This is a genomic window from Acinetobacter sp. Z1 (assembly GCF_024296945.1).
GTDB classification, from domain to species: Bacteria; Pseudomonadota; Gammaproteobacteria; order Pseudomonadales; family Moraxellaceae; genus Acinetobacter; species Acinetobacter beijerinckii.
On sequence record NZ_CP101115.1, the window covers coordinates 1,069,142 to 1,093,271 of the forward strand.

Genomic DNA, 24,130 nt, shown 5'->3' on the forward strand with positions numbered 1-24,130 from the left:
TCACAAAATTTAAAGATTATTGAGAATGCTTAAATGCTTCTATAGCACGAACACGGCTCAATTTTAAATCGACTATTGGCTTAGGGTAATTCAATTTAATCGATGAATTTTTTGCATAAGGCTCATGAATTGTCTTTGCATCCAATCCTTTCAATTCGGGCACCCATTTCCGTATGTAATCACCTTGGGGATCAAATTTAATGGATTGGCTGACTGGATTAAACACTCTGAAATAGGGCGTGGCATCGGTACCTGTTGATGCACACCACTGCCATCCACCATTATTTGCAGCCAAATCACCATCGATTAATTGCTGCATAAACCATTGTTCACCTATTCTCCAATCAATTAATAGGTTTTTACTTAAAAACATCGCACAAATCATTCGGACACGATTGTGCATCCAACCTGTTGCAAGGAGTTGTCGCATTCCAGCATCAACAATCGGGATACCTGTTAAACCTTGCTGCCACCGTTTTAAACTTTCCTGATCATCTCGCCATTCGATATTTTGAGTCGATGCTTTAAATGGTAAATGTTTAGAGACTTGAGGGAAATCAAACAAAATATGTTGATAAAATTCTCGCCATAAGAGCTCATCTAACCAAGTCTGTTGACCTTCAGATTGAATAGTAAAATGACCTAACTGCTTTCTAAATAGTGCCTGAAGACATTGGCGAATCGAAAGAACACCTATATTTAAATAAGGTGAAAGCTGACTTGTACCTGACTGTGCAGGAAAATCTCGAGCCAATTTGTATTCTGCTAAATGCTCTTCCACAAATTGATCTAATAGTGCTAAGGCATGCGCTTCACCAATTTTCCATTCACACTCAGTGTTTTCACTCAGTTGGTCTTGGAAAACCGAACGTAATTGTTCAATATCTGTATTTGTTAGCTCGGTTAGATTTAATTCAATTGGCAACTGTTGTAATGGAGATGGATAGCACTGAGGAAGTCCATGTTCTAGACGTTGATAACATGTTTTCTTAAATGCGCCAAAAACTTGATAGGGCTGATTGGATTGATTACGGATGGATGCGATCGGAAATAAGGTTCGATCTTGCAGTAAAATCAGTTGTTTTTGCTGTAGATTTAAAATGTGATGAATCGCATTATCACGTTTTAACTCATTGAAACCAAATTCGATGTTGGCGTAAATATTTTGAAAAGGGATATGTTTGAGCAAATTTTCAATAAATTGGGGAATGCCTTTCCATAAATCAACTGTTTGAACAATGAGGGGAATATTAAGAGCTTCCAAGTCTTGTTTGAGTTGTTTCAATTGGCGTAAATAAAAATCAATTTTTATTGCTGCATCATCATGTAACTGCCATTGTTTCGGAGAGAGGATCACCAAGGCGATACATGGACCTGCTTGGGTCGCATGCCAAAGAGCAGCATGGTCTTGAATTCTTAAATCTTGACGAAACCAAATCAATTGATAATGATGAGACATAAACAATAACGACCAGCTAAATAATGAGAAAGAAGGTTAATTTTTATTATTTTATTAAATTATATGTGAAGAAAAAGCAAAGCCGTAGCTTTGCTTTTTTGTGCACTGATTCAAAAATGAATTAGTGGTGGTGACCACCTGCACCGTGAACGTGACCGTGATCTAATTCTTCTTCTGAAGCATCACGAATTTCAATGATTTCTACTTCAAAAGTAAGATCTTGACCAGCAAGTGGGAAGTTTGCATCAACAACAATGTTTTCGCCTTCAACCGCTTTAACAGTTACGATTTGCACGCCATCATCAGTTTGAGCTTGGAATTGCATACCTGGTTGGATGTTATCCACACCTTGGAACATTTGAGCTGGAACTTCTTGAACAAGATCAGGATTATATTCACCATAACCTTCAGCTGCTGGTACATTTACTGTGAATTTTTCGCCAACAGTTTTACCTGTAAGAGCATTTTCTAAACCAGGAATGATGTTGCCTGCGCCGTGCAAATATGCAAGTGGTTCACCTTGAGATTGATCAAGTGTTTCACCCTCAGCGTTTGTTAAAGTGTAGTGGAATGAAACCACGTGGTTATTTGCAATAGCAGTCATGTTGTTTGATCCATTCAATCAATTTAGATGTATATCATAAAGTGAAAAATAGATTTTGTTGACTATTTTCCACTTTTTGAAACGATTTCGTTATTTATGGGAGCAAAATTCAAGATTTCAACTCAATAAAGCTTAATTTTTGGACGTACACGACGGGTCAGGAAATCTTTTACAGTTAATGCCCCAGCCTGAGTGTAGCCATGAATATTTGCTTGATGAAGTCGATAGAGCGAAACGTACATGGTTTTTGCAATAAAACCTTGCACACTGACATCACCAAGTAATTCACCGACAGCCTGATTGCGACTTAACGACACTAAAGAGCCTTTATCGCTAAAACTAAACATTGGTTGTGGTGAAGCTGATAAACGTGCTGCCATTGCATCGACGAGGAAGGTGGCTTGCTGACTTGCAACTTGCGCTCGTGGAGCAAGTGGTGGTTGGCGCGCATCGAGTTGACAATTAGCACAATCGCCAAAGGCAAAAACGTTTGGATCAGAATAAGCCTGTAGTGTTGCATAGACCATTAAACGATTGATCTTGTCACGTTTAAAGTCGGTAAATGATTCCAAGACCTTCGGCGCTTTCACACCAGCAGCCCAAACGGTAATGTCTGAATGAATGACATCGCCATTGCTGAAATAAACATTTGTTTCATCAACTTTTTGAACTTTATGTTCAGTCAAAATTTCGATGCCCATCTTCTTCAATTGTTTGGCGCTATGTGCAGCCGTCTTTTCGTTCAGAGCAGGCAAGATACGATCTGAAGCTTCAATCAAAGTGATTTTGACTTGTTTAGGATTAATTTTCTTTAACCCATAACGATAAAAGTTTTTAGTGGTTTCAATGAGTTCGGCTGCTAGTTCAACGCCTGTTGCACCTGCACCAACAATGCCAATATTTAACGCACGCTCTGTTGGTTGATTTTGCGCTTCAATATACAAATGGAATAAGTCTTGTTGGAAAATATCCGCTTGTTTACGGCTATCTAAGAAATGGCAATAATCACGAACACCTTCAGTACCAAAGTCATTTGAAACAGAACCTACGGCAAGCACCAATGTATCGTAAGTTAAGTTCTGAATAAAAGGCGTGTGTTCTTTAGAAAGCTGTGGGGGAGAAATGGTAATTTGTTTTTGGTCTTTATTTACATCAATTAAGGTACCAAGTAGGAACTCAAAATGATGTTTTTCTGCGTGAGCAAAATAATTGGTTTGTTCTTCGTGGGGATTGAGAGAGCCAGCAGCAATTTCGTGGAGAAGTGGTTTCCAAATGTGGGTGAGGTTTTGATCAACTAGTGTGATTTTAGCTTTCTTTCGACTGCCAAAACGTTCACCTAATTGTGTTGCAAGTTCTAAACCACCTGCGCCACCACCCACAATCACGATATGATGTAAGGTTTTGCTCATGATTAACCTAATTATTTTTGTGAAAGGATGGTTGGATTATGCCATCCTTTTTTCAACATTGTATGGTCAATCTTGATTAAAATTGTCAAGTTTCTACCCTTGATTTAAAGGATAGAGTTTGGCAGTACTGGTATCATTACTTGAAAAAAATGAAAATAGATTAGAAAACCAAATCATAATTTTCTGAAAGATATTGGCTTCTTCAATCTGCACTTCATTTTCAATCTGTAAACTACGAATGAGTTGATTATTTTGATAAATTGATACGGTTGCCAAGTTCATCACTTGAGTCAATGGGGCCGTTAAATGTTGCTCATTAAGTTCAATATTAATATGCGTATTGGTGGTTTGCAGCGGCTCGATTGTAGTCACTTGTTGATTTGCATCGACCAAATGAATGCGTTGTGTCAATAGATTAAAATTATTCAAATCTATTGGCATTGCTTGATCATAGAGTGAAGTGGTCACGATAGTTGGTTGTTTTGTCTCTACTTTAAATATTTTTAATGTTGATTTGATCACTGGAAGTTCTGCGATAAGTCTTTGCTTTGGAATGACTTCTTCATCACGGGTATAGGTATAAGCTAAATTCATTAACTTATGTGCAACTTCAGCTCGTTTCACAGCACTTGGCGTACCAAGCACAATAACAATAAGGCGACGCTTTTCTAAATGCTGATTTGATGTTGGTCGTTCAGCAGTTAAAGCTAAGTTATAACCTGCCGCTTTGGTATAACCTGTTTTTAAACCATCTGCTGTAGGATCCATTTTTAATGCAAGATTGGTGGCGTGATGGAAGTGTTGGTTATAGCTAAAACTTGGCATTTTTGAATAATAGAGGTATTCAGGCGTTTCTTTTACAATCGCTTTTGCTAATAAACCCAAGTCAGCAGCTGTTGAATAATGATCAGTCATGGTAATCCCAGCAGGATTACTAAAGTGCGTATCCTTCATGCCCAATGCTTGAGCCTCTAGATTCATACGTGTAACGAACTGCGGCACACTGCCCGAAATTTTTTCAGCTAGCGTGACTGCTGCATCATTCGCTGACATGACGATCAAACCCGCTAAAAGTTGATCAACTGAAATTTGTTCACCAGCCTTCAAATACATTTGTGACTCATCCCACATCACTGTGCTCACGACAGGTGTTGCAGTGAGTATCTCTTCTTTACGTAATTTACCCGCTTCGATTTCTTTTAGAGCGATGTATGCAACCATCATTTTGGTGAGTGAGGCAGGTGCACGCTGGACATGACTATTATGCTCAGCGATGATTTGTCCTGATTGTGCATCGACAATTGACCAAGCTTGAGCTTCTACCGTTTCAGGGGCAATGTTAAGTAAATTTGCATGTGCAAGGTTTGCACACAACAGACTAAACAACGTAAAGAGGGAGAGGAGAAATTTCACGTGAATACCTTGTGTTGCCGATCCGATGGCATGAAATGCGAAAAAAGCATGCTATGACTTTTTTGTTGAAGAATCCAGCAACTTTTGCTGACAATTAATACATCCGCGCATGACTTTGTAAAAAAATGCTAAGCTGTGTGAAACTGTTCCTATTTTCATGATTAAAAACTATGTTGCACTATCAAATTGAGTTTGACGATTATCGCCAACACCTTATTCATGTCACGCTTCGTTTTCTTGCAAATCCCAACCAAGAGCTTTGGTTGCCGACTTGGATACCAGGGAGTTATTTGATTCGAGAGTTTTCAAAACATATCGAATCAGTAAAAGCATCAGATGAAGCAGGACGTTTATTAAGCATAAAAAAAACAGAAAAAAATCGCTGGCGTTTGTTTAACACTGATCATGAGCTGATTACAGTTGAATACGATGTATATGCTTATGATTTATCAGTACGTGGTGCATATGTCGATCAAACTCGTTTATATGTAAACCCAGCATGCGTGTGTTTAGGGCTACAAGATCAAGAGCAAGCACCTTGTGAAGTTGAGTTGTTCTTGCCAGATGAATTGAAACACTTCCAAATTGCTACGGGTTTGCCAAATAAAAGCTTAGTCAAAGGGCGCTTTACGCTGAAAGCAGATCATTACGATCAATTAATAGATAGCCCTTTTGAGCTAGCGGACCAAAGTCGTTTTAGCTTTGATGCGAATGGTATTCCTCATGAATTTGTGATTTCAGGAAAGCACAATACGTATTTAGAACGTTTGCAAGCTGATATAGAAAAAATATGTCGTACTGAAATTGACATGTTTGGTTCGGCACCATTCAAAAACTATACCTTTATGACTATGGCGACAGGCAATAGTTATGGCGGCTTAGAACATTGTAATAGTACCAGTTTGATTACTCCACGTGATGATTTACCTAAAGCCAATGAGCCAGAAGAACCATCTAAGGATTATCAACGTTTCTTGGGGCTCTGTAGCCATGAGTATTTTCATTCATGGTTGGTAAAATTTATTCGACCAGAAAATTTTGCCAATTATGATTTAAACAAAGAAGGTTACACTAGCTTATTGTGGATCTTTGAAGGCTTTACTTCTTATTACGATGATTTGATTTTATTACGTAGTGGCGTGATTTCTCAAAAGTCGTATTTAGAGTTGCTTAAAGCGCAAATAGATCGATACTTGCAAAATTCAGGACGCTTTATCCAATCGGTTTCTGAATCGAGTTTTGACGCGTGGATTAAATTCTATCGTCAAGATGAAAACTCTAATAATGCAGGGACAAGCTACTATAATAAAGGAAGCTTGGTCGCATTGTGTTTGGATTTAGGTTTGCGCTTACGGGGATCAAATCTTGATCGCTTAATGCGTCGTTTGTATGAAAATACCCAAAAAGGTATTCAGGTTAATGAACGGACAATTTTCGAGCTGTGTAATGAGTTAACTGGCGATAATTGGGTCGAACAAATTAATCATTTGATCAACACCACAGATGAATTACCTTTAGATCAATTATTTCCTGAGTTTGGTTTAAGTTATAACCTTAAAAATGACAAAGCTTTGCCATTTGGATTAAAAGCAGTAGATAAATCCGAAGGCGTGTTAGTGCAAAATGTACGTCGTGACAGTGCGGCCGCTCAGGCTGGCTTATCTGCTAATGATGTCATTATTGCAATTGATGGCATCAAAGCATCAGAAAAGCTATTAGCTAAATATGCAAAACAAGTTGGAACGTTTACCGTTTATGCCTTCCGTCGTGATGAATTATTAGAATTTGAACTCAAAGCGGCTGAAAATAAATTAACACATGTTGAATTAAACGTTGAAGATCAAAACGCTCTAGATCGTTGGCTAAAATAATAACACCGTAAAGATCGTGTTCTGATGTCAGCTCCTGTTTAATTCGATATTTCATATAACATGAATTATTGAATTGAACGGGAAATTTATTTTTGTTAGTCACATAAGTAGAGAGATGGTTAAAGTGGAAATATTGTGCTTTTAAAAATATAAACAAGAGCTGAATTAACTAAGATTAATGAAAATAATATTATATTTCAATTGTTAATGTAAGTCTGAAAGTTACTGAATTTAAGACCTAGTGTCATACTAATTGCGCTTTAAACAACCTAATAAGTACGTAATTTATGCAGATAAAAACTTAAAATTAGATAACAATAACAGAAAGGATGTAATCAATTAGGGAAAGTTCATTGTTTCAGTTCAAACGTGTGTTCATGGTATTTGTTTTAATTATTATTGCTAATCTATGCGGTGTCTATATCGCAATGTGGGTCTTCAAACACTTTAATATTTATATTCCGTTAAAGAATCAAGATGTCGCAATTGATTTACAAGAGCCTTTGCAGGTGAGAGTAAAAGTTAAAGATGCACTAAATGTTGATGTAAATGGACGTGTGAATGCCAAAATTCCAATTAATGAACAATTAAGTGTTCCGCTCACTCAAACTCTTACACCACGTGTCTATTTTGATAATTTAGTTCCAATCAGCACCACGATTCCTGTTAAAGAAACGATTAAAGTAAATCAAAATTTACCAATTGATACTAAGGTTCAAGTAAAAATTCTTGGTAAAGATGTGACCTTGCCTTTAAAAGGTTCAATTCCATTGCAATTAGACGTCCCGATTGATATAAAAGTCCCATTACAGCAAAAAGTACATTTAAAATTTGACGCACCAGTAAAAACAGTTTTGAAAGAAAATTTAAATATTCCTTTGAAAGCAGAGTTGGATGCCAATATTCCAATACAAGGTAAGCTGAATGTTCCGATTACTTCGGAATTGAATGCTTCTGTATATGTGAAAAACACTTTACCCGTGAAAATTGTACAGGGTGAGTTAAAAATTCCTTTATCAACAATGTATTTGAACCGTGTTAAAGCAAAACCTGTCGAAGTTCAAGCTGCTGAACATAACGTAAAGGCGAGAGAGTAATGGATATTACTAAATCACTGAAAAGTTTATTGATTAGCTTCGTAATAGTCACGACCTTGGTTGCTATTTTGTTTTGGTTTTACTTAAACATTCAGGCTTCTTTGATTGTTTCTGCACAACAGGCAGATATTCGATTACCCGAATCATTAGGCACTAAAATCCAAGTTGGTGATCATTTAAAAGTAAGATCTGAAGGTCAATTGAATACGGTTTTGGATATAGATCGGACGCTACAATTACCTTTAAAGGGTAAGTATTTGGCTGATCTCAGTTTCGAGGTGGAAACACCTATTACGGTTGATATTAACTATGAAACGATGCTGAAAGTGGATGAGGTTTTACCGATTCAAACAAGTACGGATTTGATTTATCAGAACAAATTATTACCTAAATTCCCTTTAAGTTTGAATATCCCTGTCAAGTTGGATATTCCATTTCAACTAAAACGAACTTATACCGTGCCTGTGAAAATTATTTTTGATGGACCAGTGCATTTTGCTTTTGATGAGTCAGTTGATTTACCAGTGAAACATCAATTCAAGCCAAGCTTTTATATGAATGATTCGATTAATATGAGTAAGATATCGTCGTTTGATGCGATCATGTATAACTCGGTACAGCAAACTAAAGCCAATTTGGATATGCAGATGGAATTACCGTTGAAGAATGTCCGGCCATAGATGATATATTCTTAATCATTTTTTATAATTTAAAAGAGACAAATAAAATGAAAAAATCTTTTGGGGTTTTGTTAATCAGTTTGGTTGTGGTGCCAACTTATACAAAAGCAGCGGTATATGATTTGAAGCTAGCCATGCAGGATCGTTATGAAAAAGATTGTGCTATCCGTGATGATTATGATCTGTATGAATTTACTAGCGTTGCTAAAGTGATAAAGCCTTATGTTATTAAAAATAGATTTGTTGAGGAGCGAGCTTACGTAAGCAATACCTTTTTCTTAAAGAATGTTGAGTATCGTGGTGTTCCAGTGAAGAAAATTGACTTTTCTTATGGAAATATGGCAAAGCAAATGAATCAAACACTGTACTTTGATTTGTCGACACTCAAAGCGCAAAAGAACTTTAGCAAGCTCAAATTTAATGTTCAGCAAAACAAAGAATATGCTGGACTAGATGTTGAGAAAAAAGGGGCTTTAGTCTCAGTGCATTGTTATTGGCCAGACGTTAATTTTGCGATGAATTAAGTTCTCACTGTCTTTTGTAACTATTAAAAATAGTAAAAATACATATTGAACGAAGAGTAAATTTAAAAAAATCAATTTGCTGATTTTTCTATTCGAGAATTTTCTTAAAATGTGGCAAAATAGCCGGCTTTACAGAATTCAGAGGATTGGCACATGCGCTTTGTTGATGAAGCAGTCATAACCGTAGAGGCTGGCGACGGTGGCAATGGCGTAGCTAGTTTTCGCCGTGAAAAATTTGTCCCTTTTGGTGGCCCTGATGGTGGAGATGGGGGGCGTGGTGGAAGTGTTTATATTCAAGCAGATGATGACACAGGTACGCTCGTAGATTATCGTTATACACGTAGATTCCGCGCTGAACGTGGTAAAAATGGTCGTGGTGCAAACTGCTCAGGCCGTGGTGGTGAAGACATTATTCTAAGAGTACCTGTGGGTACAACCATCGTGGACACTGAGTCTGGCGATATTATTGGTGACTTGGTCGCCGATGGTCAACGCGTAAAAGTTGCACATGGTGGTGATGGTGGTTTAGGTAATACGCATTTTAAATCTTCAACCAATCGTTCTCCTCGTAAATGTACACATGGTATTAAAGGCGAATACCGTGAAGTGCGTTTAGAGTTGAAAGTGCTTGCTGATGTTGGTTTGCTTGGTATGCCGAATGCTGGTAAATCAACGTTTATTCGCGCAGTCAGCGCAGCAAAACCAAAAGTTGCAGATTATCCATTTACAACTATGGTGCCTAACTTAGGTGTGGTCGATGCCGATCGTCATCGCTCATTCGTAATGGCGGATATTCCAGGATTAATTGAAGGTGCGGCGGAAGGTGCAGGGCTAGGAATTCGTTTCCTCAAGCATTTGGCGCGTACTCGTATCTTGTTGCATATTGTTGATGTTCAACCAATTGATGGTTCGGATCCTGCACATAATGCAAAGGCTATTTTAGGTGAGTTAGTAAAATTCTCGCCAACTTTAGCAAAACTTCCCGTAGTTCTTGTATTGAACAAGCTTGACCAACTTCCTGAAGAATCAAGAGAAGAGTGGTGTCAGCATATTCTTGATGAATTGCAGTGGGAAGGCCCTGTATTTAAAACTTCTGGTTTGATGTCTGAAGGAACTAAAGAAGTTGTGTATTACCTCATGGATCAAATCGAGCAACAACGTGAACGCGAAATTGAAGATCCTGAGTATGCAGCAGAAGTGAAAGCATTCCGTGAACAGCTTGAAGCTGAAACACGTGAACAAACCATCGCGGCGAAAGAAGCATATCGTGCAATGCGGAAGGCTCAGCGTGAGGCTGGCTTGGACGATGATGAAGATTTTGATGAAGATGAGGATGAAGGCGACGTAGAAAGTGTCTATGTACGTGACTAGTAAATCGAGGAAAAAATGATAGAAGTGGTCGATGGGCAACGTCAGCTCAATGCGTGTAAACGAATCGTTGTTAAAATCGGATCATCTTTACTGACTGCAAATGGTCAAGGTTTAGATTTGCAAGCAATTTCGCATTGGGCGAAACAAATTGCAGATCTACACAATGCTGGGCACGAAATTATACTTGTGTCATCAGGTGCAGTCGCAGAAGGGATGGTACGCATGAAACTTGCGAGTCGACCCACTGATTTACCCAGTTTGCAAGCTTGTGCGGCCATTGGTCAAATGGGTTTGATTCATACATGGTCTAGTGTATTGGATCAGCATGGAATTCAAACGGCACAAGTTTTACTTACGCATGACGATCTTGCTGATCGTCGTCGTTATCTCAATTCTTGTGATGCATTGCAAAACTTGATTGATTGGCGCGTGATTCCCGTGATCAATGAAAATGATACAGTCTCCACAGATGAAATTCGTTTTGGTGATAATGATACTTTAGCTGCCATGGTTGCAGGACAAGTTCATGCAGAATTGTTGATTATTTTAACTGATCAGCAAGGCATGTTTGATTCAGATCCACGAAGTAATCCAAATGCTAAGCTATTTTCTTCGGTACGTGCTTTAGACGATACCTTATTTGAAATGGCTGGCGGCGGCGGTGTTCTGGGTCGTGGCGGAATGGTCACTAAAGTTCGAGCGGCAAGACTTGCAGCAAAATCTGGATGCCCAACACTGATTGCTAGTGGTGAGAGTGATCATGTACTTGCGCGCTTGATGGCTGGAGAGATGTTAGGAACATTATTCACTACTGATAATGATCGAGTCACAGCACATCAACAATGGTTAGCAGCACATTTGCAAACGGCTGGTCGTCTAGTGATAGATGATGGTGCGGTTGAAGCAATTAAACTCAAACATCGCAGTTTATTACCTGTTGGGGTCAAGGCTATCCAAGGGCATTTCGCTCGGGGGGATGTGGTTGAGTGTATTGATCAACGTGGTAGTAGAATTGCTGTTGGCCGAGTGAATTTTAGTTCATCTTCTGCAGAAATGGTTAAAGGCTTATCTTCTGAAAAAGTATACCAAGTATTAGGCGAAGCACGTTCTTTAGAAATGATTCACCGTGATCATATGGCAATTTATTGATTTCCAAATTTAGGAAGTTATGAATATTCTAACTTCCTAATAAAGCTTTAATTTTTTATGAAAAAGTGCTTATTAAATACACTTTTCGACGGTATCCTTGAATTATATAATTATATTTTAGTGGTCATTGAATAAGTACTAAATCAGATTTGATGCTTAAGAAAAGAATAGAGTGTTTCTCTGTTAGATAGAACTAGACTTCTTAAATCGCCTTGGATAATTTCAAAGTATAATTAGAATGTGTTATTCATAGTTATACTGAATTTCGCTATATAGAAATTGATAAATGAAGGCGTTGATATCAATCGTATTCAAATCCAAGCAAATAGCCAAACGGATTTATATCAACAATGTGCTGGACATAAAGCCAATAACCAACTTGTAAATTGTTTAGCACCAAACAGACGTGTAAATATAAGTTGGTAATTCTTCTTAAATACAAAATGGCTACTCTTTGAAGTGGCCATTTTTTATCTTAAAAAAAGTACGACAATAAATGTCGCAGATGCTTTAACAAGAGGCTGACTTAAAATTGTATTTGCTTATAATGAAAACATGAGAATATATTCGATGTGTAAAAATGATTGTTATAGAATTTTTAAATTAAAAAAACGAATATTGATTTTTAAATCAATAAATGAAAAGTGATTAAAATTGGGGAAAATAAGAGGCTATTTAATGTTTGAAAGTATTAAGAATAAAGTGAATCAATTCATCAACCCACAAGGTCAAAATGCGATAGAGTCAGAAACTTTGGCATTATTCAGTACGATTGTTGAGCCTTTAACAGAACTTGATTCGTCCTTACCCAATCAAGTTCTAAACTATATCGTGAATGGTCAAAACCCAGAGGTTTTATTGACCTTACAGCAGCAAGCGACCGATAAAGTATGTGCTTTGCTTGGTAGCCCTGGTACATATGGCTGGTACTGGCCATCTGCTGAGTTAACCAAAGCACAAGAAAAATTATGTAAAGCCTCACAAAATGCGCGTTATAAGCTGTATATCAATATTTTTACAAAACTGAATAGTGAACAAATTATTCGTTATGGAAAATTCTTAGAAGCGGCAACACAACAACGTAATTATTCTCAACTGTCTAAGCAAACTCCAGCATGGTTTAGCTATGTATTGGTAGATGGATTATTAACAAGTTTTAATCATCAAAGTTTTGATGACCGTCAGAAAAAATCACATCGCGATCTTTGGTCACTTACAGCATTAAAGCAACTTTATTTATTTGAACCTGAAAATAATATTGAAGGGTTTATTACGACTTTATTTGAGCGTAATGGTGTAAATAGTTATCACTATGATCAATTGAATTTCTTGTTTAAGCTTTCGGATAGTGTCCAGTTCTTCACTGATTATGCACAACAAGTTCGTGAAACTTTACCTAAACTTTCTGCCGCAGCGCAAGGAATTTTCCTAGAGTTTATTGCTCAGCATCACGACTTATTACAAAAGCAAACTGAACTTATCATTATGCTCGCATTAAGTTCGAGCAAAGGTGTTCGCGAGCAAGCGACTGTTTTACTCACACATCTTGACGATGCTAAAAGTCAGCAACATTTGCAACATTATTTGATCAATGGCGAGAGCAAACAACGTAGTTTCGCTGCCGATTTGCTAGCTCGTTTAGGTGAGCAAAATCGGGAAATCTTGCAGCAAGCAGCAGAAAATGAAAAATTAAAATCAGTACAGGCAAATATCCTTTCTGCTTTACAAAGACTCGAATCTTTGGGTCAAGTGGTCGAGCTTGAATATACCTTACCTGAAATTGAAGTGATTGAGGCTCAAGACATTCCTGAAAGTTTTGCTCAGGTTCTACAGGATAATTATTTGGCGGTAAAAGAAAAATATCGTCAAGCTTCTGAACAAGAAGTTGAAGATAATAAAGCTGTTGAAAAAGGTGGATACAAAAGCCATTGGAGACAGAATAACTACCGAGACTTCTGCAAATCATATGACAAAGTTGAAAATGTTGGACAATTAATTCTTGGTCATCTAAATGGTCAAAAAAACTATCGTTCGTATATTGAAGAAATTGCTAATTATCAAAAAAAATTACAGCAGTTACCTGAGTTTAGTTTGATTCATGCAGCGCGTTTGGTGCTAGGGCATCGAAACAATGATTGGATCAACTGGTATCAGTTTTTCCAATTTTTAGATTCAAAGAACTGGGAAACAATTGAGTTACGTCAGTTAGCCCAAGTTTTGCAACAAGTCGGTATTTCAGAAGAGAGTAGTAAACGTTGTATTGCAAATGAATACCTAGAAAACTATAGCGGTGATGAACTAAATACTCGAATTGCTGATGATGAAAAAGTCATTCCTTTTTTTGTGGAAAATATTGATTTAATTGCTGAGGCCTTAGGATTACTTCCAAGTAAAAATCAAAATTCATGGCGTTATTATGATCCGATCAAGGCATTGGCTCTATTACAACGTTTTCCACAAGTGCCTAAACAGTTTATTCCTCGATTACTTGAGTTCGCTTTGGGTGATGGAAAACGTTTACGTTTTGACGCTCAGGAAGTATTGAGAAAACTCCCTGATATTCATTTAAGAGCGATTGAAGCTTTAGAAAATGGTAAACAAGAAATTCGTATTACAGCAGTCGAATGGTTAGCGCGTTTACAACATCCCTCTGCGGTCACAGCGCTTTATAATTTATTAAAAAAAGAGAAAAAAGAAGTTGTTATTGCTGCAATTCTGACGGCTTTAGAGCAGTTAGGTGAGGATATTAATATTTATCTTTCGCCAAAAGCATTGCTTAAAGATGCTGAAAAGGGTTTGAAAGCTAAGATTGCTAGTAGTTTTACTTGGTTTGATTTACAGCATTTACCTCAAGCGCAGTGGCAAGATGGTACAACAGTTGATCCTCAAATTATTCAATGGTGGGTCGTTTTAGCAGACAAATTGAAAGACCCTGTGCCCAATGCACTGTTACAGCGTTATATGGGACTGTTAAATGATAAAAGCCAACAAACGCTTGCATTGTATTTACTGCAAAGCTTTATATATCAAGACACTCGTAATCCAACTTTAGAAGAGGCGATGGAGGTTGCAACGAAAGAAGCACCGAGTCGTTTAGCATCTTATCAAGATTCATTTAAACGCTGGGGACAAAAGTACCCTGAATATTATGGACGTTATGAACACATCACACTGGAAGAAGTGGTTGAAGAAATTAAACGTGAGCGTTTAGCAATTTATTTAGGTTCTGCAATTAAAAGTAAAGGAATGTTGGCACTGACTTTTAAAACGCAAGGCAGTGTTGCGGTGAAATTGTTGCAAGATTATATGAAGCTACATTACCAACGTCGTGCACAAATCGAAGCGATGTTGAGTAGTTTTTCAATCAGTGATGATCCATTGATTATTCAATTACTTCTGAGTTTGTCACGTCGTTACCGCACAGCATCTGTTCAGAATCTAGCGAAACAATTGGTTGAACAAATTGCAGAGCGCAATCAATGGAGTAGTGATGAATTGGCAGATCGTACAATTCCGACCGCAGGCTTAGATGATGCAGGTGTATTGAGTCTAGAGTACGGTTCTCGAGTCTTAACTGCCTATGTAGACGATAAAGATAAGTTCGTACTTAAAAATGAAGATGGAAAAATAATTAAAGCCTTGCCTGCTGCACGACAAGGTGATGACGAAGGCTTAATTAAAGAAGCTAAATCATTATTCAGCAGTAGTAAGAAAGAATTTAAACAAGTGATTGATCTACAAACACAACGCTTATATGAAGCGATGTGTAGTGAGCGAGTTTGGAGCAGTACGGATTGGCAAGAATACCTGTTTGCACACCCAATTATGATACGTTTGATTCAACGTTTAGTTTGGTTGGAGCTTTCTTCAGAAGGTACTATTTTACAAAGTTTCCGTCCTAGTGATGACGGCAGTTTATTAAATCTTGAAGATGATGAAATTGAATTAGCACAAGATAGCCAAATCAAAGTTGCACATGGTGTTTTGATCAGCGCTGAAGATGCAGAAGCATGGCAAGCACATTTTAAAGATTATAAAGTGACGTTCCTATTTGAGCAGATGACACACCAGCTTCCTGTTTTTGAAGCACATGCGGAAATTATTGAGGATCGTAAAGGCTGGTTAACCGATACATTTACTTTACGTGGTGTGATTACCAAGCTTGGTTATCAACGTGCTTCAATTGAAGATGGTGGCTCTTTTGATAGTTACTTTAAACCATTTAGCCAAATTGGTTTATCTGCGGTGATTCGTTTTAGTGGCAGTTATGTGCCTGAGGAAAATCTTGCAGCTGTATTGTACGACCTGAGTTTTGAGAAAAAGAATGTACGTTCTTGGCGTGACAGTGGAATGAATTTAGTAGATGTACCGCCAGTGTTATTAGCTGAAACTTATGCTGATTATTTAAAAGTTGCTGAGGCATGTTCTGGTTTTGATCCTGAATGGCAGAAGAAAACACCTTGGTAAAATGGTAAAGATATGAATCCACAAGACATTATTAAATTAAGTGCTGAACAACGTTTTGCAGAAGAACTTGCAATAATCAGTGAGCATGACCATGCGCCTAAACCACAAGGTTGGTTACGTTCACCACGTGCGGTACGCCAATTTATTCTCGGTGATGAGAAATTAGCGATTAGCCGTAAATTTTATGGTGATGATGCTTTAGTCGACAGAGCAATTGTGACTTTACTGGGTAAACAAGGTCTCATGTTAGTAGGTGAACCAGGTACAGCAAAATCTATGCTGTCCGAATTATTAGCAGCAGCGATTAGTGGTGATTCAGGATTAACCATTCAAGGAACAGCAGGCACAACTGAAGATCATCTCAAATATTCATGGAACTATGCTTTATTACTTGCTGAAGGTCCTAATGAGAAGTCTTTAGTTGCATCACCTGTTTACCAAGCGATGCAGCATGGCAAGATCATTCGTTTCGAGGAAATCACGCGTTGTCCACCTGAAATTCAGGATGTCTTAGTTTCATTAATGTCTGAAAAGACCATGATGATTCCTGAGCTTGGGGATCAAGGTCGTGTTTATGCCAAAGCAGGATTTAATATTATTGCTACCGCCAATTTAAGAGATCGCGGTGTGCATGAGATGTCATCGGCATTGAAACGTCGTTTTAATTTTGAAACTGTACGACCGATTGCTGATCCTGTTTTTGAACGTGAGCTTGTACTGACTCAGTTGAAACGCGAGTTAGGAGAGTTATCTGATCAGATTCAAATGTCTGAATCTGTGGTTGATCTACTGGTCACAGTTTTTCAAGAGTTACGTCAAGGCACAACCAAAGACGGGACATCAATTAAAACACCTGATGCTGTGATGTCGACTGCTGAAGCGGTCAATATCGCTTATGCAGCTGCTTTAGAAGGCTATTATTTGGGTGATCAATCTTTGAGTGGTGCTGCGATTGCGCGTCAGTTGATTGGCGTGGTGTTAAAAGATAATACTGACGATGCCAAGCGGATGCGTTTTTATATGGATAATGTTGCCCGTGAACGTGCTAAACAGGATGTAACTTGGAAGGCTTTTTTTGATGCTGGAAAAACGTTTTGGCAGTAGATTTTTTGAGTCTTAACTGAGTCGCGCCGAGTTCTAATCTTATTTGAGGATAAGCCTTCGGCTCGACCTACTTTTGTTTCGACAAAAGTAGGCAAAACCATTTGTCATTCACAGAACCTGTTGACTTCTTACATTTAGTTAATCGAGTCACAGAAACAACATTTGACAGATATCACGCAGGCTGTGAATGACGTTCCGAGTATCAGATGTTGTATGTAGATTATATAAAAAGTGAAAATTTATTGAAATAAAGAATATGACGATACCACAACGCTTACAACTAGCCTTAAAACAGCAAGCGGCTTTGGCTGATAAGGGCATTCATTTTTTACCGATTCGCCATCATAGCCCAGCGTGTGCTTATGCTGCTTTACAATCGTTGCAGCAATTACAGCCTAAACACATATTGATTGAAGCACCACGTTCATTTAATCGTTTAATTGCAGATTTACAGCATCCAGATAGTCAGCCACCACTAGCTGTACTGTGTCAAACCGAAATCATGGAAGCAAATAATAATGCTGCTGATGATGAAAAGACGGAACAGAAACAAATCCGTACGGCTTATTATCCATTTTGCGATTATTCACCTGAATGGGTTGCGCTGCGATATGCGCCAGAAATTAATGCTGAGGTTGAGTTTATTGATTTAGCATGGACAAGTCAGATTGATCATGAATTAAAGACGATCACCAAACAAACTTGGCAAAGTCGAAGCTTACAGCAAGAGCGCTATTTGGCTCATAGTCAGTATTTACAAACCCTAGCACAGAAGTTGCACTGTCGAAATCATGATGAACTTTGGGATCACTTATTTGAGTTAAAGCCGAAGCTGGAGATGCATGATTGGCAAAGCTTTTTCCATGAGGTGCTCGTCTGGTGTGCTATGTCTCGTTTAGATTATGAGGATAGCGTTTTAGAAGTCGATGCTTCTTTAATTCGTGAACAATGTATGTTGCAAAGCATTTTAGAATGCTATGAAAATAACAAAGGCACCATTTGTATCCTCACTGGTGGTTTTCACACCTTAGCCTTAATTGAGCAATTGGCAGCATATTTACTGGTTGAGAAACCTAAGAAAATTAAAAAAATGAAGTCAGCCGATCAAGATGACCAAACATGGTTGATTCGTTATAGTTTTGATCGTCTTGATGCTTTAAATGGTTATGCTTCTGGTATGCCATCGCCTGCATTTTATCAACGTTGTTGGCAACATATGATAGAGAAAGCCTTTGATGATGCTGAACAGCGACAAGCCTTAATCGTTGAGTTACTGTCTGATTTTTCTAGGCAATTACGCGACCAGCAGATTTTGGAAAGCAGTTTTATTACGGTTAAAAATGCGACTGAACAGGCGATTAGATTAGCGGCTCTAAGAGGGCATCATTTAATTAGTCGTTTTGATTTGATTGATGCCTGTCAAAGTAGTTTTGTGAAAGGCAGTTTAGATGAGGGGCAACAAGCATTCCAAAGCTTGTTAAAGCAAATTCTGAGTGGTGCGCGTCTAGGACAAGTAGTGCAATCCACGCAAACCCCACCATTGCTAGCTCAAGTTTATGATTTAGCAAAAGTTCATCGTTTTAAATTGGATGAAACGACGACCAAACGTGCAAAACTGGATGTCTTTCGTAATCAGAAACATCGTTTGCGCAGTCGTTTTCTACATTTACTTGACTTCTTGCAAGTGGGATTTGCCAAATCGGTGAGTGGTCCTGATTTCTTAGGTGGTGGACGCTTACATTTATTATTTGAAGAATGGGATTATGCATGGACACCCCATGTTGAAGCTCAGTTGATTGAATTATCAGAGTTAGGAAGTGAGTTAAATACTGTTGCAATACAAAAACTCTTGCATATCAAACAGACTTTTTCTCAGACAGGACAAGCAAGATCATCTCATCTTGCAGTACAGCTTTTAATTCGAGCAGCATTGATGGGATTACACAAACAAATTCCAATTCTGTTTGCTGAAGTTCAACAATTCTTACCCACTGATCCTGATTTGGATTCGGTGATTCAGTGTGGACAGAAATTATTAAATTTATGGACAGGCAAAGATTTCTTAGCTTTTCAGCAACAACTTGAACTTAAAGCGCTGATGCAGCAAGTCATTCCCACAGCATTATTTTTATTGTCTCAGTTGGCAACGCCACCAGCAGATCAACAACAGCAAATTCTTAATCAAGTTTTGCAATTACGTAATTTGTCTAAGCAGATAAATCGTGTAGTGGGTGGTGAGCTAAATTTCCTAGCACAATTTTATAATGCTTTAGCACGATTAAATACCGACTGGCAAAAGCTAGATGTGTTGGCGGGTGCGGTGGATGCCTTACGTTTTATTGATGGTAATTTGACCGAACAGGATTTACAGCAATCAGTTCTGCGACATTTTGGCTTAGGTGCAAACCCTGAACATGCAGTTGCCTATCTATCTGGAATGATGCAAAGCGCACCTGAATTATTATTGCGTTATCCCGCAATGGCACAATTACTGAATCAACTGTTATTAAAATGGGACGAGGCTGCTTTTGTGGCGATTCTGCCTGATTTACGCCAAGCATTTACTCATTTTAAACCGAAAGAAACATCAGCTTTTGCGGAGCAGATTGCGCAACTGAATGATGTTTCAAGTTTGGATATCTCTCAATATATCAGTGAGGTTTCACAAGCTGAAATGCTACAAGGTGTTCAATTAAATCAACAACTACAAGAATTTTTGATCGAGCGAAATTTACAAGGTTGGTTAGCATAATGAATGATTCAAACTCTAATAACCTTGCAGCGCGTTGGCGGTTAATTTTGGGCCGCTATAGTGATCGAGCTTTGGATCAGGTACAGCTTGATGCAGAACAATTACGTTTGGAACGTACTCTCGATTATTTATACAACCGTGAGTATGAACAACGAGGTCATGTTGCAGGGGAGTCTCGTCATGGCTCATTAGATGACTCACAGCTCACCGCAATTAATTGGCTCAATCAAGCGCGAAAATTATTTCCGCAAAGTACCTTTGAACGTATTCAAACTCAAGCAGTTGAACGCTACCAATTAGATGCATTACTCAAAGATCCGCAAAGCTTAAAAAGTTTAGAACCTACACCTCAGCTTGCTAAAGCCTTGTTGACGATGCGTGGGCGAATGAATGCGCAAACTCGAGATGCTGTCCGAGAGATTATTCAAACCGTAGTAGAGCAAATCGTTGCACGATTAAAACCTAACTTTATCAATGCGATTCATGGTCGACGCAATCGTTTTCGCCGTTCTTTGATTGCAAATAGTCAGAACTTTGACTGGCGACGAACGATTCGGGAAAATCTAAAACACTATAACGCTGATTTAAATAAGCTCATTATTCAACAACCATTCTTCAATGCGCGGGTACAACGTCATTTACCTTGGACTGTCGTGTTGTGCGTGGACCAAAGTGGTTCAATGATGAACTCTGTCATGTACAGTGCGATTTGTGCCAGCATCCTCGCAAGTTTACCTGCTGTGAAAGTACATCTCGTATTATTTGATACCAATATTGTTGATTTATCTCATATGGCTCATGACCCCGTTGAAGTGTTGATGACTGTTCAGCTCGGTGGTGGCACAGACATTGCCAAAGCGGTGAACTATTGTGAACGTTTTATCACACAACCAAATCGCACGATTTTTACCTTAATAAGCGATTTTGAAGAAGGTGGTTCTGTAGCACATTTACTCAATGCGATTAGTCGCTTGCAAAGTCAACACGTAAAGTTATTGGGCTTAGCTGCATTAGATGAACAAGCTAACCCAGTCTATGATATTCAAATGGCACAGAAGCTGAATGAGAGGGGCATGTCTGTTGCAGCGCTAACCCCTGAACATTTTGCTGAATGGATGGCGGAGGTGATGCAATGAGCTGGCAACACCAATATTTGGCTTATGATCAAGACAGTCTTGCTACTTATGCAAATGCAGGTTTAGTTCGTCGTGCCTTAAAAGATCTTGAGGCAGGCAAGGTTATTCTACAAACGGAGCAATCAGAACAGATCACCATTGAGAGTGATGGTCAACAGGTTGGTTTATCGTCGGCAGGTTTAGTTAATGCATCATGTACCTGCCCAGCAACAGGTGCTTGTAAGCACATTATTGCAGCCGTTTTATATTTGCAACAACATTTACAAAATTCAGTTCAGCAACCAATCGTAAATCAAACAACAGACTCAGCTGAGGATATTCAAAGTACAACGGTTGAATCGGTTGAACAACATGAAAATAATTTTCAACCCAATCTAATCGAAGAAATATTGACAGTTGATCTCAACCAAATCGCCAAGAAAATCGGTAAAGCTCAGACTCAAAAAGCCATCAAACTAGCTCGGCTTTGGCAACAAGAGCAACAAACGGAATTATTGAAAGAAGAGTACAGTTTAAAAATTCGTATCACGAGTCTAGCTGAAGACATTATTTATGTTGCAGGGACGGGCTTTGCTGGAATGCTGTCCAATTTAGAAAAGGATCAGTCCGCATATTATCTAGCTGCTTTAAGTGAGGTACAGAGACTGCAAGGAAAATTCTGGACTGAGCTAGAACTCGATGAAACAGAGAATCCCGCAGTACTGAGTGAGAGTGAACGTCAATTTATTATTGAATTAAAAGATGATCTTACTCAGTTGATTGAGTTTGGTTTATCGCATGTCAATGAAATGACTGCACGACAATTACATCTACTGAATATGTCTGCTAGAAGTGAGTCATTACCTCGTTTGGCTGCAATGTTAAGGCAACTGAGCGGTCAGGTTACTCGACTTTTAAATCGTGACGAACATAGTTCTGAACACGAAACATTATTGTATTTAGCGCAAATTAATGCATATCTTTACCAGTTAGAACATGCTAAGGCTGAGGTTTTAGCTCGCTTAAGAGGGAAGTCACGTCGTCAATATGAAGTAGATCAGGAACAAATAGATTTAGAGCTTTTACCTTTAGGCGCACGTTGGTGGCGAACATTGGGTGGTGCTAGAGGAATAACTTTATATTTCTCAGAGCAAGAAAACCCTCAAATTTTTGAGGTGACATTAGCGCGTACGGAAAATAATGACCCAAACTTTAATCGTTACAATGCATGGTCTCAGCAAAGTATTTGGATGATGACAGCTCAACAACTCATGCAGAAAAAGATACGACTACAACAGCCACGATTTTCTGAGGATGATCGTTTATCTGCTTCAGGACAAAGTCGAGCCTTACCACTTCATAGCTTAAAAGATCTTCAAGATTTTAGTATTTATCAACACATTGGATTTGATAATTGGCACAAAATACAGCAACGTTGGCAGCAACAATTACATAGTATTGAAGGTGTTGATCAAACAGTAATGCTCAGTATTTCTAGCTATGACAAACCTCAAGTTGATGAAATTGAGCAATGTTTGTGGTGGACAGTCTATGATCAGCATCAATCAGCGATACATTTACGTTTAGATTGGAAAACGTCAGAAATAGAAAAAATTCGTCAGCTCGAACGTTTGTGTACTCAAAAAATTCAAATCGGCTCTGTTTTTGTATATTGCCAGATTAAAGGACATACGTTGGTGTTATCGCCAATGAGTTTATTGATCACGCAAAAAGAAAAAACTCGCTTGTTTAACCTAGATTTTGATCAATTCACTGAATCAAAAAAGACCTTGAAAGAAAGTATCGTTGGACGTATTGAACAACTGTTAATAAAGAAACAACAACAGAGAGCAAAACTTTCTTCTATTCAAATGAGTTTGAGTCAAAAAGTGTGTGAACCAATTTTTGATGTATTACTTAGTTTGAGTTGCTCAGGACGTATGATGCTGAGTTCATCACAGATCCAAACGCTGCAACAGCAACGTCAGTTGGCATTAGATGCTGGTATGAGCATACTTGCAAAGCAGCTCACATCACTTTTAGCAGCATCTAAAATCAATGTTGATTCAATTTTACGGCTTATTTATCTCTGTGATTTAACTTTAAGAATGCAAGTGAAACTACCAATACAACTTACCGTTGAAGATAAGCCAGTTTTATAGTTTTTTATTCACAATAATAATTTTTTTTGTGATAGATCTGACGAAAAGCACTTTACTTGTATAAAAAATAAACTAAAATGCGCATCGTGAACTTGAATATTCAGATACAAGTTTGAGGTATTTCAATAATTAAAATGAGTATGGTTAAGTAGCAATATCATTCATAAATCATGTTGTTGATGATATGTATTTATCGAACTTATCAAATACTCGACATTGGCTAAATCTTTAAAGAGGGAAAAGTGATGTTGGACTCAAAGAAATTAATTGTACTTGATCAAATGCTTATTCTAACCAAAGAAGGTAAAAATGATTTGGTTTATGAGAATGATACTTTACTCAAAGTTAAAATGATTTCAAATCAACATATTGTTGTAGAGGATGATCATAAAACTAGTTTTTTATTGAAAAGACAAGATGAAAATTTAGTATGGTCTTTCATATAGTATGAATATTAAACATCAATTTTAATTAATGTTTAATCACGAATTAACCTGTTGTTTCAGTTCCATTAATATTGGACAACAGGTATCTTGAGTAGTTTTACATTCGTCTAACCAAGAAGAAAGTCGCAGTTTAAGTCCTTGTAATTCTTGTATACGCTCATCAATTTTAGTAAGACGCTGCTCAATGACATGACGTACTTCAATACGATCCTCTAAATTTAAGCTAAGCAATTCTTTAATTTCGTTGAGTTGTAAGCCAGCATCTTTTGCTTTTTGAATAAAACTCAAAGTTTCCACATCCTGTTGATTGTAATATCGATAACTCTGCGTACTTTCAGGGATACGCATTAAACCAATACGTTGATAATAACGAATAGTTTCAACATTGATATGGCAAGATTTTGCCAATTTTCCAATCGTAAGATTCATTTTATGTACCTCTGTTTTATTCATAAAAAGCACTTGACTCTGTACCTAGGTACAGACTTTATCCTAAACCGATCAAGA

17 protein-coding genes and 1 pseudogene are annotated in these 24,130 nt (G+C 37.9%); 13 read left to right on the forward strand and 5 right to left on the reverse strand.

What is annotated here, in order from left to right:
- Positions 1–16 precede the first annotated feature (16 nt).
- The 4 genes from NGC85_RS04945 to NGC85_RS04960 form a co-directional block, all read right to left on the reverse strand.
- Complete coding sequence (locus NGC85_RS04945; protein WP_254805038.1) at positions 17–1,459, reverse strand: deoxyribodipyrimidine photo-lyase; 1,443 nt, start codon at positions 1,457–1,459, stop codon at positions 17–19.
- Between the two features lie 121 nt (positions 1,460–1,580).
- A complete protein-coding gene (locus tag NGC85_RS04950; protein ID WP_005055116.1) occupies positions 1,581–2,063 on the reverse strand; it encodes a peptidylprolyl isomerase in 483 nt (160 codons plus the stop codon).
- Between the two features lie 122 nt (positions 2,064–2,185).
- Positions 2,186–3,472: an NAD(P)/FAD-dependent oxidoreductase gene (locus tag NGC85_RS04955; protein WP_254805039.1), complete on the reverse strand. Its 1,287-nt coding sequence runs from the start codon at positions 3,470–3,472 to the stop codon at positions 2,186–2,188.
- A gap of 93 nt (positions 3,473–3,565) precedes the next feature.
- Positions 3,566–4,885: a D-alanyl-D-alanine carboxypeptidase PBP6B gene (locus NGC85_RS04960; protein WP_254805040.1), complete on the reverse strand. Its 1,320-nt coding sequence runs from the start codon at positions 4,883–4,885 to the stop codon at positions 3,566–3,568.
- 170 nt (positions 4,886–5,055) lie between these two features.
- Between NGC85_RS04960 and NGC85_RS04965 the strand changes: the two genes are divergently transcribed.
- From NGC85_RS04965 to NGC85_RS05025, 13 genes and pseudogenes are all read left to right on the forward strand, one after another.
- Positions 5,056–6,756 carry a M61 family metallopeptidase gene (locus NGC85_RS04965; protein WP_254805041.1) on the forward strand — a complete coding sequence of 567 codons (1,701 nt, stop codon included), beginning with the start codon at positions 5,056–5,058 and terminating at the stop codon, positions 6,754–6,756.
- 353 nt (positions 6,757–7,109) lie between these two features.
- Positions 7,110–7,853, forward strand: a complete 744-nt coding sequence (locus tag NGC85_RS04970) for an MFS transporter (RefSeq protein WP_254805042.1) — start codon at positions 7,110–7,112, stop codon at positions 7,851–7,853.
- Positions 7,853–8,533: a hypothetical protein gene (locus NGC85_RS04975; RefSeq protein ID WP_254805043.1), complete on the forward strand. Its 681-nt coding sequence runs from the start codon at positions 7,853–7,855 to the stop codon at positions 8,531–8,533. Before NGC85_RS04970 ends, NGC85_RS04975 begins: the two co-directional genes overlap by 1 nt.
- Positions 8,534–8,580: 47 nt before the next feature.
- Positions 8,581–9,057 (forward strand): hypothetical protein, encoded by a 477-nt coding sequence (locus NGC85_RS04980; RefSeq protein WP_254805044.1) that lies wholly within the window; start codon positions 8,581–8,583, stop codon positions 9,055–9,057.
- A 153-nt stretch (positions 9,058–9,210) separates the two neighbouring features.
- Complete coding sequence (gene cgtA / locus NGC85_RS04985) at positions 9,211–10,428, forward strand: Obg family GTPase CgtA (protein ID WP_005057986.1); 1,218 nt, start codon at positions 9,211–9,213, stop codon at positions 10,426–10,428.
- Positions 10,429–10,443: 15 nt separating this feature from the next.
- Positions 10,444–11,577 carry a glutamate 5-kinase gene (gene proB / locus NGC85_RS04990; RefSeq protein ID WP_254805045.1) on the forward strand — a complete coding sequence of 378 codons (1,134 nt, stop codon included), beginning with the start codon at positions 10,444–10,446 and terminating at the stop codon, positions 11,575–11,577.
- Positions 11,578–11,856: 279 nt separating this feature from the next.
- Positions 11,857–12,003, forward strand: a pseudogene (locus tag NGC85_RS04995) (outer membrane assembly protein BamE); the annotation flags it as partial.
- Positions 12,004–12,255: 252 nt separating this feature from the next.
- Complete coding sequence (locus NGC85_RS05000) at positions 12,256–16,044, forward strand: DUF4132 domain-containing protein (RefSeq protein ID WP_254805046.1); 3,789 nt, start codon at positions 12,256–12,258, stop codon at positions 16,042–16,044.
- 12 nt (positions 16,045–16,056) lie between these two features.
- Entirely contained in the window at positions 16,057–17,148 is a 1,092-nt protein-coding gene (locus NGC85_RS05005) for an AAA family ATPase (RefSeq protein ID WP_005057962.1), read from the forward strand.
- 256 nt (positions 17,149–17,404) lie between these two features.
- Entirely contained in the window at positions 17,405–19,900 is a 2,496-nt protein-coding gene (locus NGC85_RS05010; RefSeq protein ID WP_254805047.1) for a DUF5682 family protein, read from the forward strand.
- Positions 19,900–21,036 carry a VWA domain-containing protein gene (locus NGC85_RS05015; protein WP_254805048.1) on the forward strand — a complete coding sequence of 379 codons (1,137 nt, stop codon included), beginning with the start codon at positions 19,900–19,902 and terminating at the stop codon, positions 21,034–21,036. The genes NGC85_RS05010 and NGC85_RS05015 overlap by 1 nt, the downstream gene beginning before the upstream one ends.
- The gene (locus NGC85_RS05020; protein WP_254805049.1) at positions 21,033–23,177 is read left to right on the forward strand and encodes an SWIM zinc finger domain-containing protein; all 2,145 of its coding nucleotides are present in this window, start codon (positions 21,033–21,035) and stop codon (positions 23,175–23,177) included. Before NGC85_RS05015 ends, NGC85_RS05020 begins: the two co-directional genes overlap by 4 nt.
- Before the next feature lie 245 nt (positions 23,178–23,422).
- The gene (locus NGC85_RS05025) at positions 23,423–23,623 is read left to right on the forward strand and encodes a hypothetical protein (protein ID WP_005052909.1); all 201 of its coding nucleotides are present in this window, start codon (positions 23,423–23,425) and stop codon (positions 23,621–23,623) included.
- Between the two features lie 36 nt (positions 23,624–23,659).
- Here NGC85_RS05025 and NGC85_RS05030 read toward each other — a convergent pair whose 3' ends face one another.
- Complete coding sequence (locus NGC85_RS05030; protein ID WP_005057971.1) at positions 23,660–24,052, reverse strand: MerR family transcriptional regulator; 393 nt, start codon at positions 24,050–24,052, stop codon at positions 23,660–23,662.
- Positions 24,053–24,130: the final 78 nt, after the last annotated feature.

Excerpts from the sequence above, each read along its gene's own strand:
- NGC85_RS04945 (WP_254805038.1), bottom strand. The coding sequence starts at position 1,459 with ATGTCTCATCATTATCAATTGATTTGGTTTCGTCAAGATTTAAGAATT.
- NGC85_RS04950 (WP_005055116.1), bottom strand. The coding sequence starts at position 2,063 with ATGACTGCTATTGCAAATAACCACGTGGTTTCATTCCACTACACTTTA.
- NGC85_RS04955 (WP_254805039.1), bottom strand. The coding sequence starts at position 3,472 with ATGAGCAAAACCTTACATCATATCGTGATTGTGGGTGGTGGCGCAGGT.
- NGC85_RS04965 (WP_254805041.1), top strand. The coding sequence starts at position 5,056 with ATGTTGCACTATCAAATTGAGTTTGACGATTATCGCCAACACCTTATT.
- NGC85_RS04975 (WP_254805043.1), top strand. The coding sequence starts at position 7,853 with ATGGATATTACTAAATCACTGAAAAGTTTATTGATTAGCTTCGTAATA.
- NGC85_RS04980 (WP_254805044.1), top strand. The coding sequence starts at position 8,581 with ATGAAAAAATCTTTTGGGGTTTTGTTAATCAGTTTGGTTGTGGTGCCA.
- cgtA (WP_005057986.1), top strand. The coding sequence starts at position 9,211 with ATGCGCTTTGTTGATGAAGCAGTCATAACCGTAGAGGCTGGCGACGGT.
- proB (WP_254805045.1), top strand. The coding sequence starts at position 10,444 with ATGATAGAAGTGGTCGATGGGCAACGTCAGCTCAATGCGTGTAAACGA.
- NGC85_RS05000 (WP_254805046.1), top strand. The coding sequence starts at position 12,256 with ATGTTTGAAAGTATTAAGAATAAAGTGAATCAATTCATCAACCCACAA.
- NGC85_RS05005 (WP_005057962.1), top strand. The coding sequence starts at position 16,057 with ATGAATCCACAAGACATTATTAAATTAAGTGCTGAACAACGTTTTGCA.
- NGC85_RS05010 (WP_254805047.1), top strand. The coding sequence starts at position 17,405 with ATGACGATACCACAACGCTTACAACTAGCCTTAAAACAGCAAGCGGCT.
- NGC85_RS05015 (WP_254805048.1), top strand. The coding sequence starts at position 19,900 with ATGAATGATTCAAACTCTAATAACCTTGCAGCGCGTTGGCGGTTAATT.
- NGC85_RS05020 (WP_254805049.1), top strand. The coding sequence starts at position 21,033 with ATGAGCTGGCAACACCAATATTTGGCTTATGATCAAGACAGTCTTGCT.
- NGC85_RS05025 (WP_005052909.1), top strand. The coding sequence starts at position 23,423 with ATGTTGGACTCAAAGAAATTAATTGTACTTGATCAAATGCTTATTCTA.
- NGC85_RS05030 (WP_005057971.1), bottom strand. The coding sequence starts at position 24,052 with ATGAATCTTACGATTGGAAAATTGGCAAAATCTTGCCATATCAATGTT.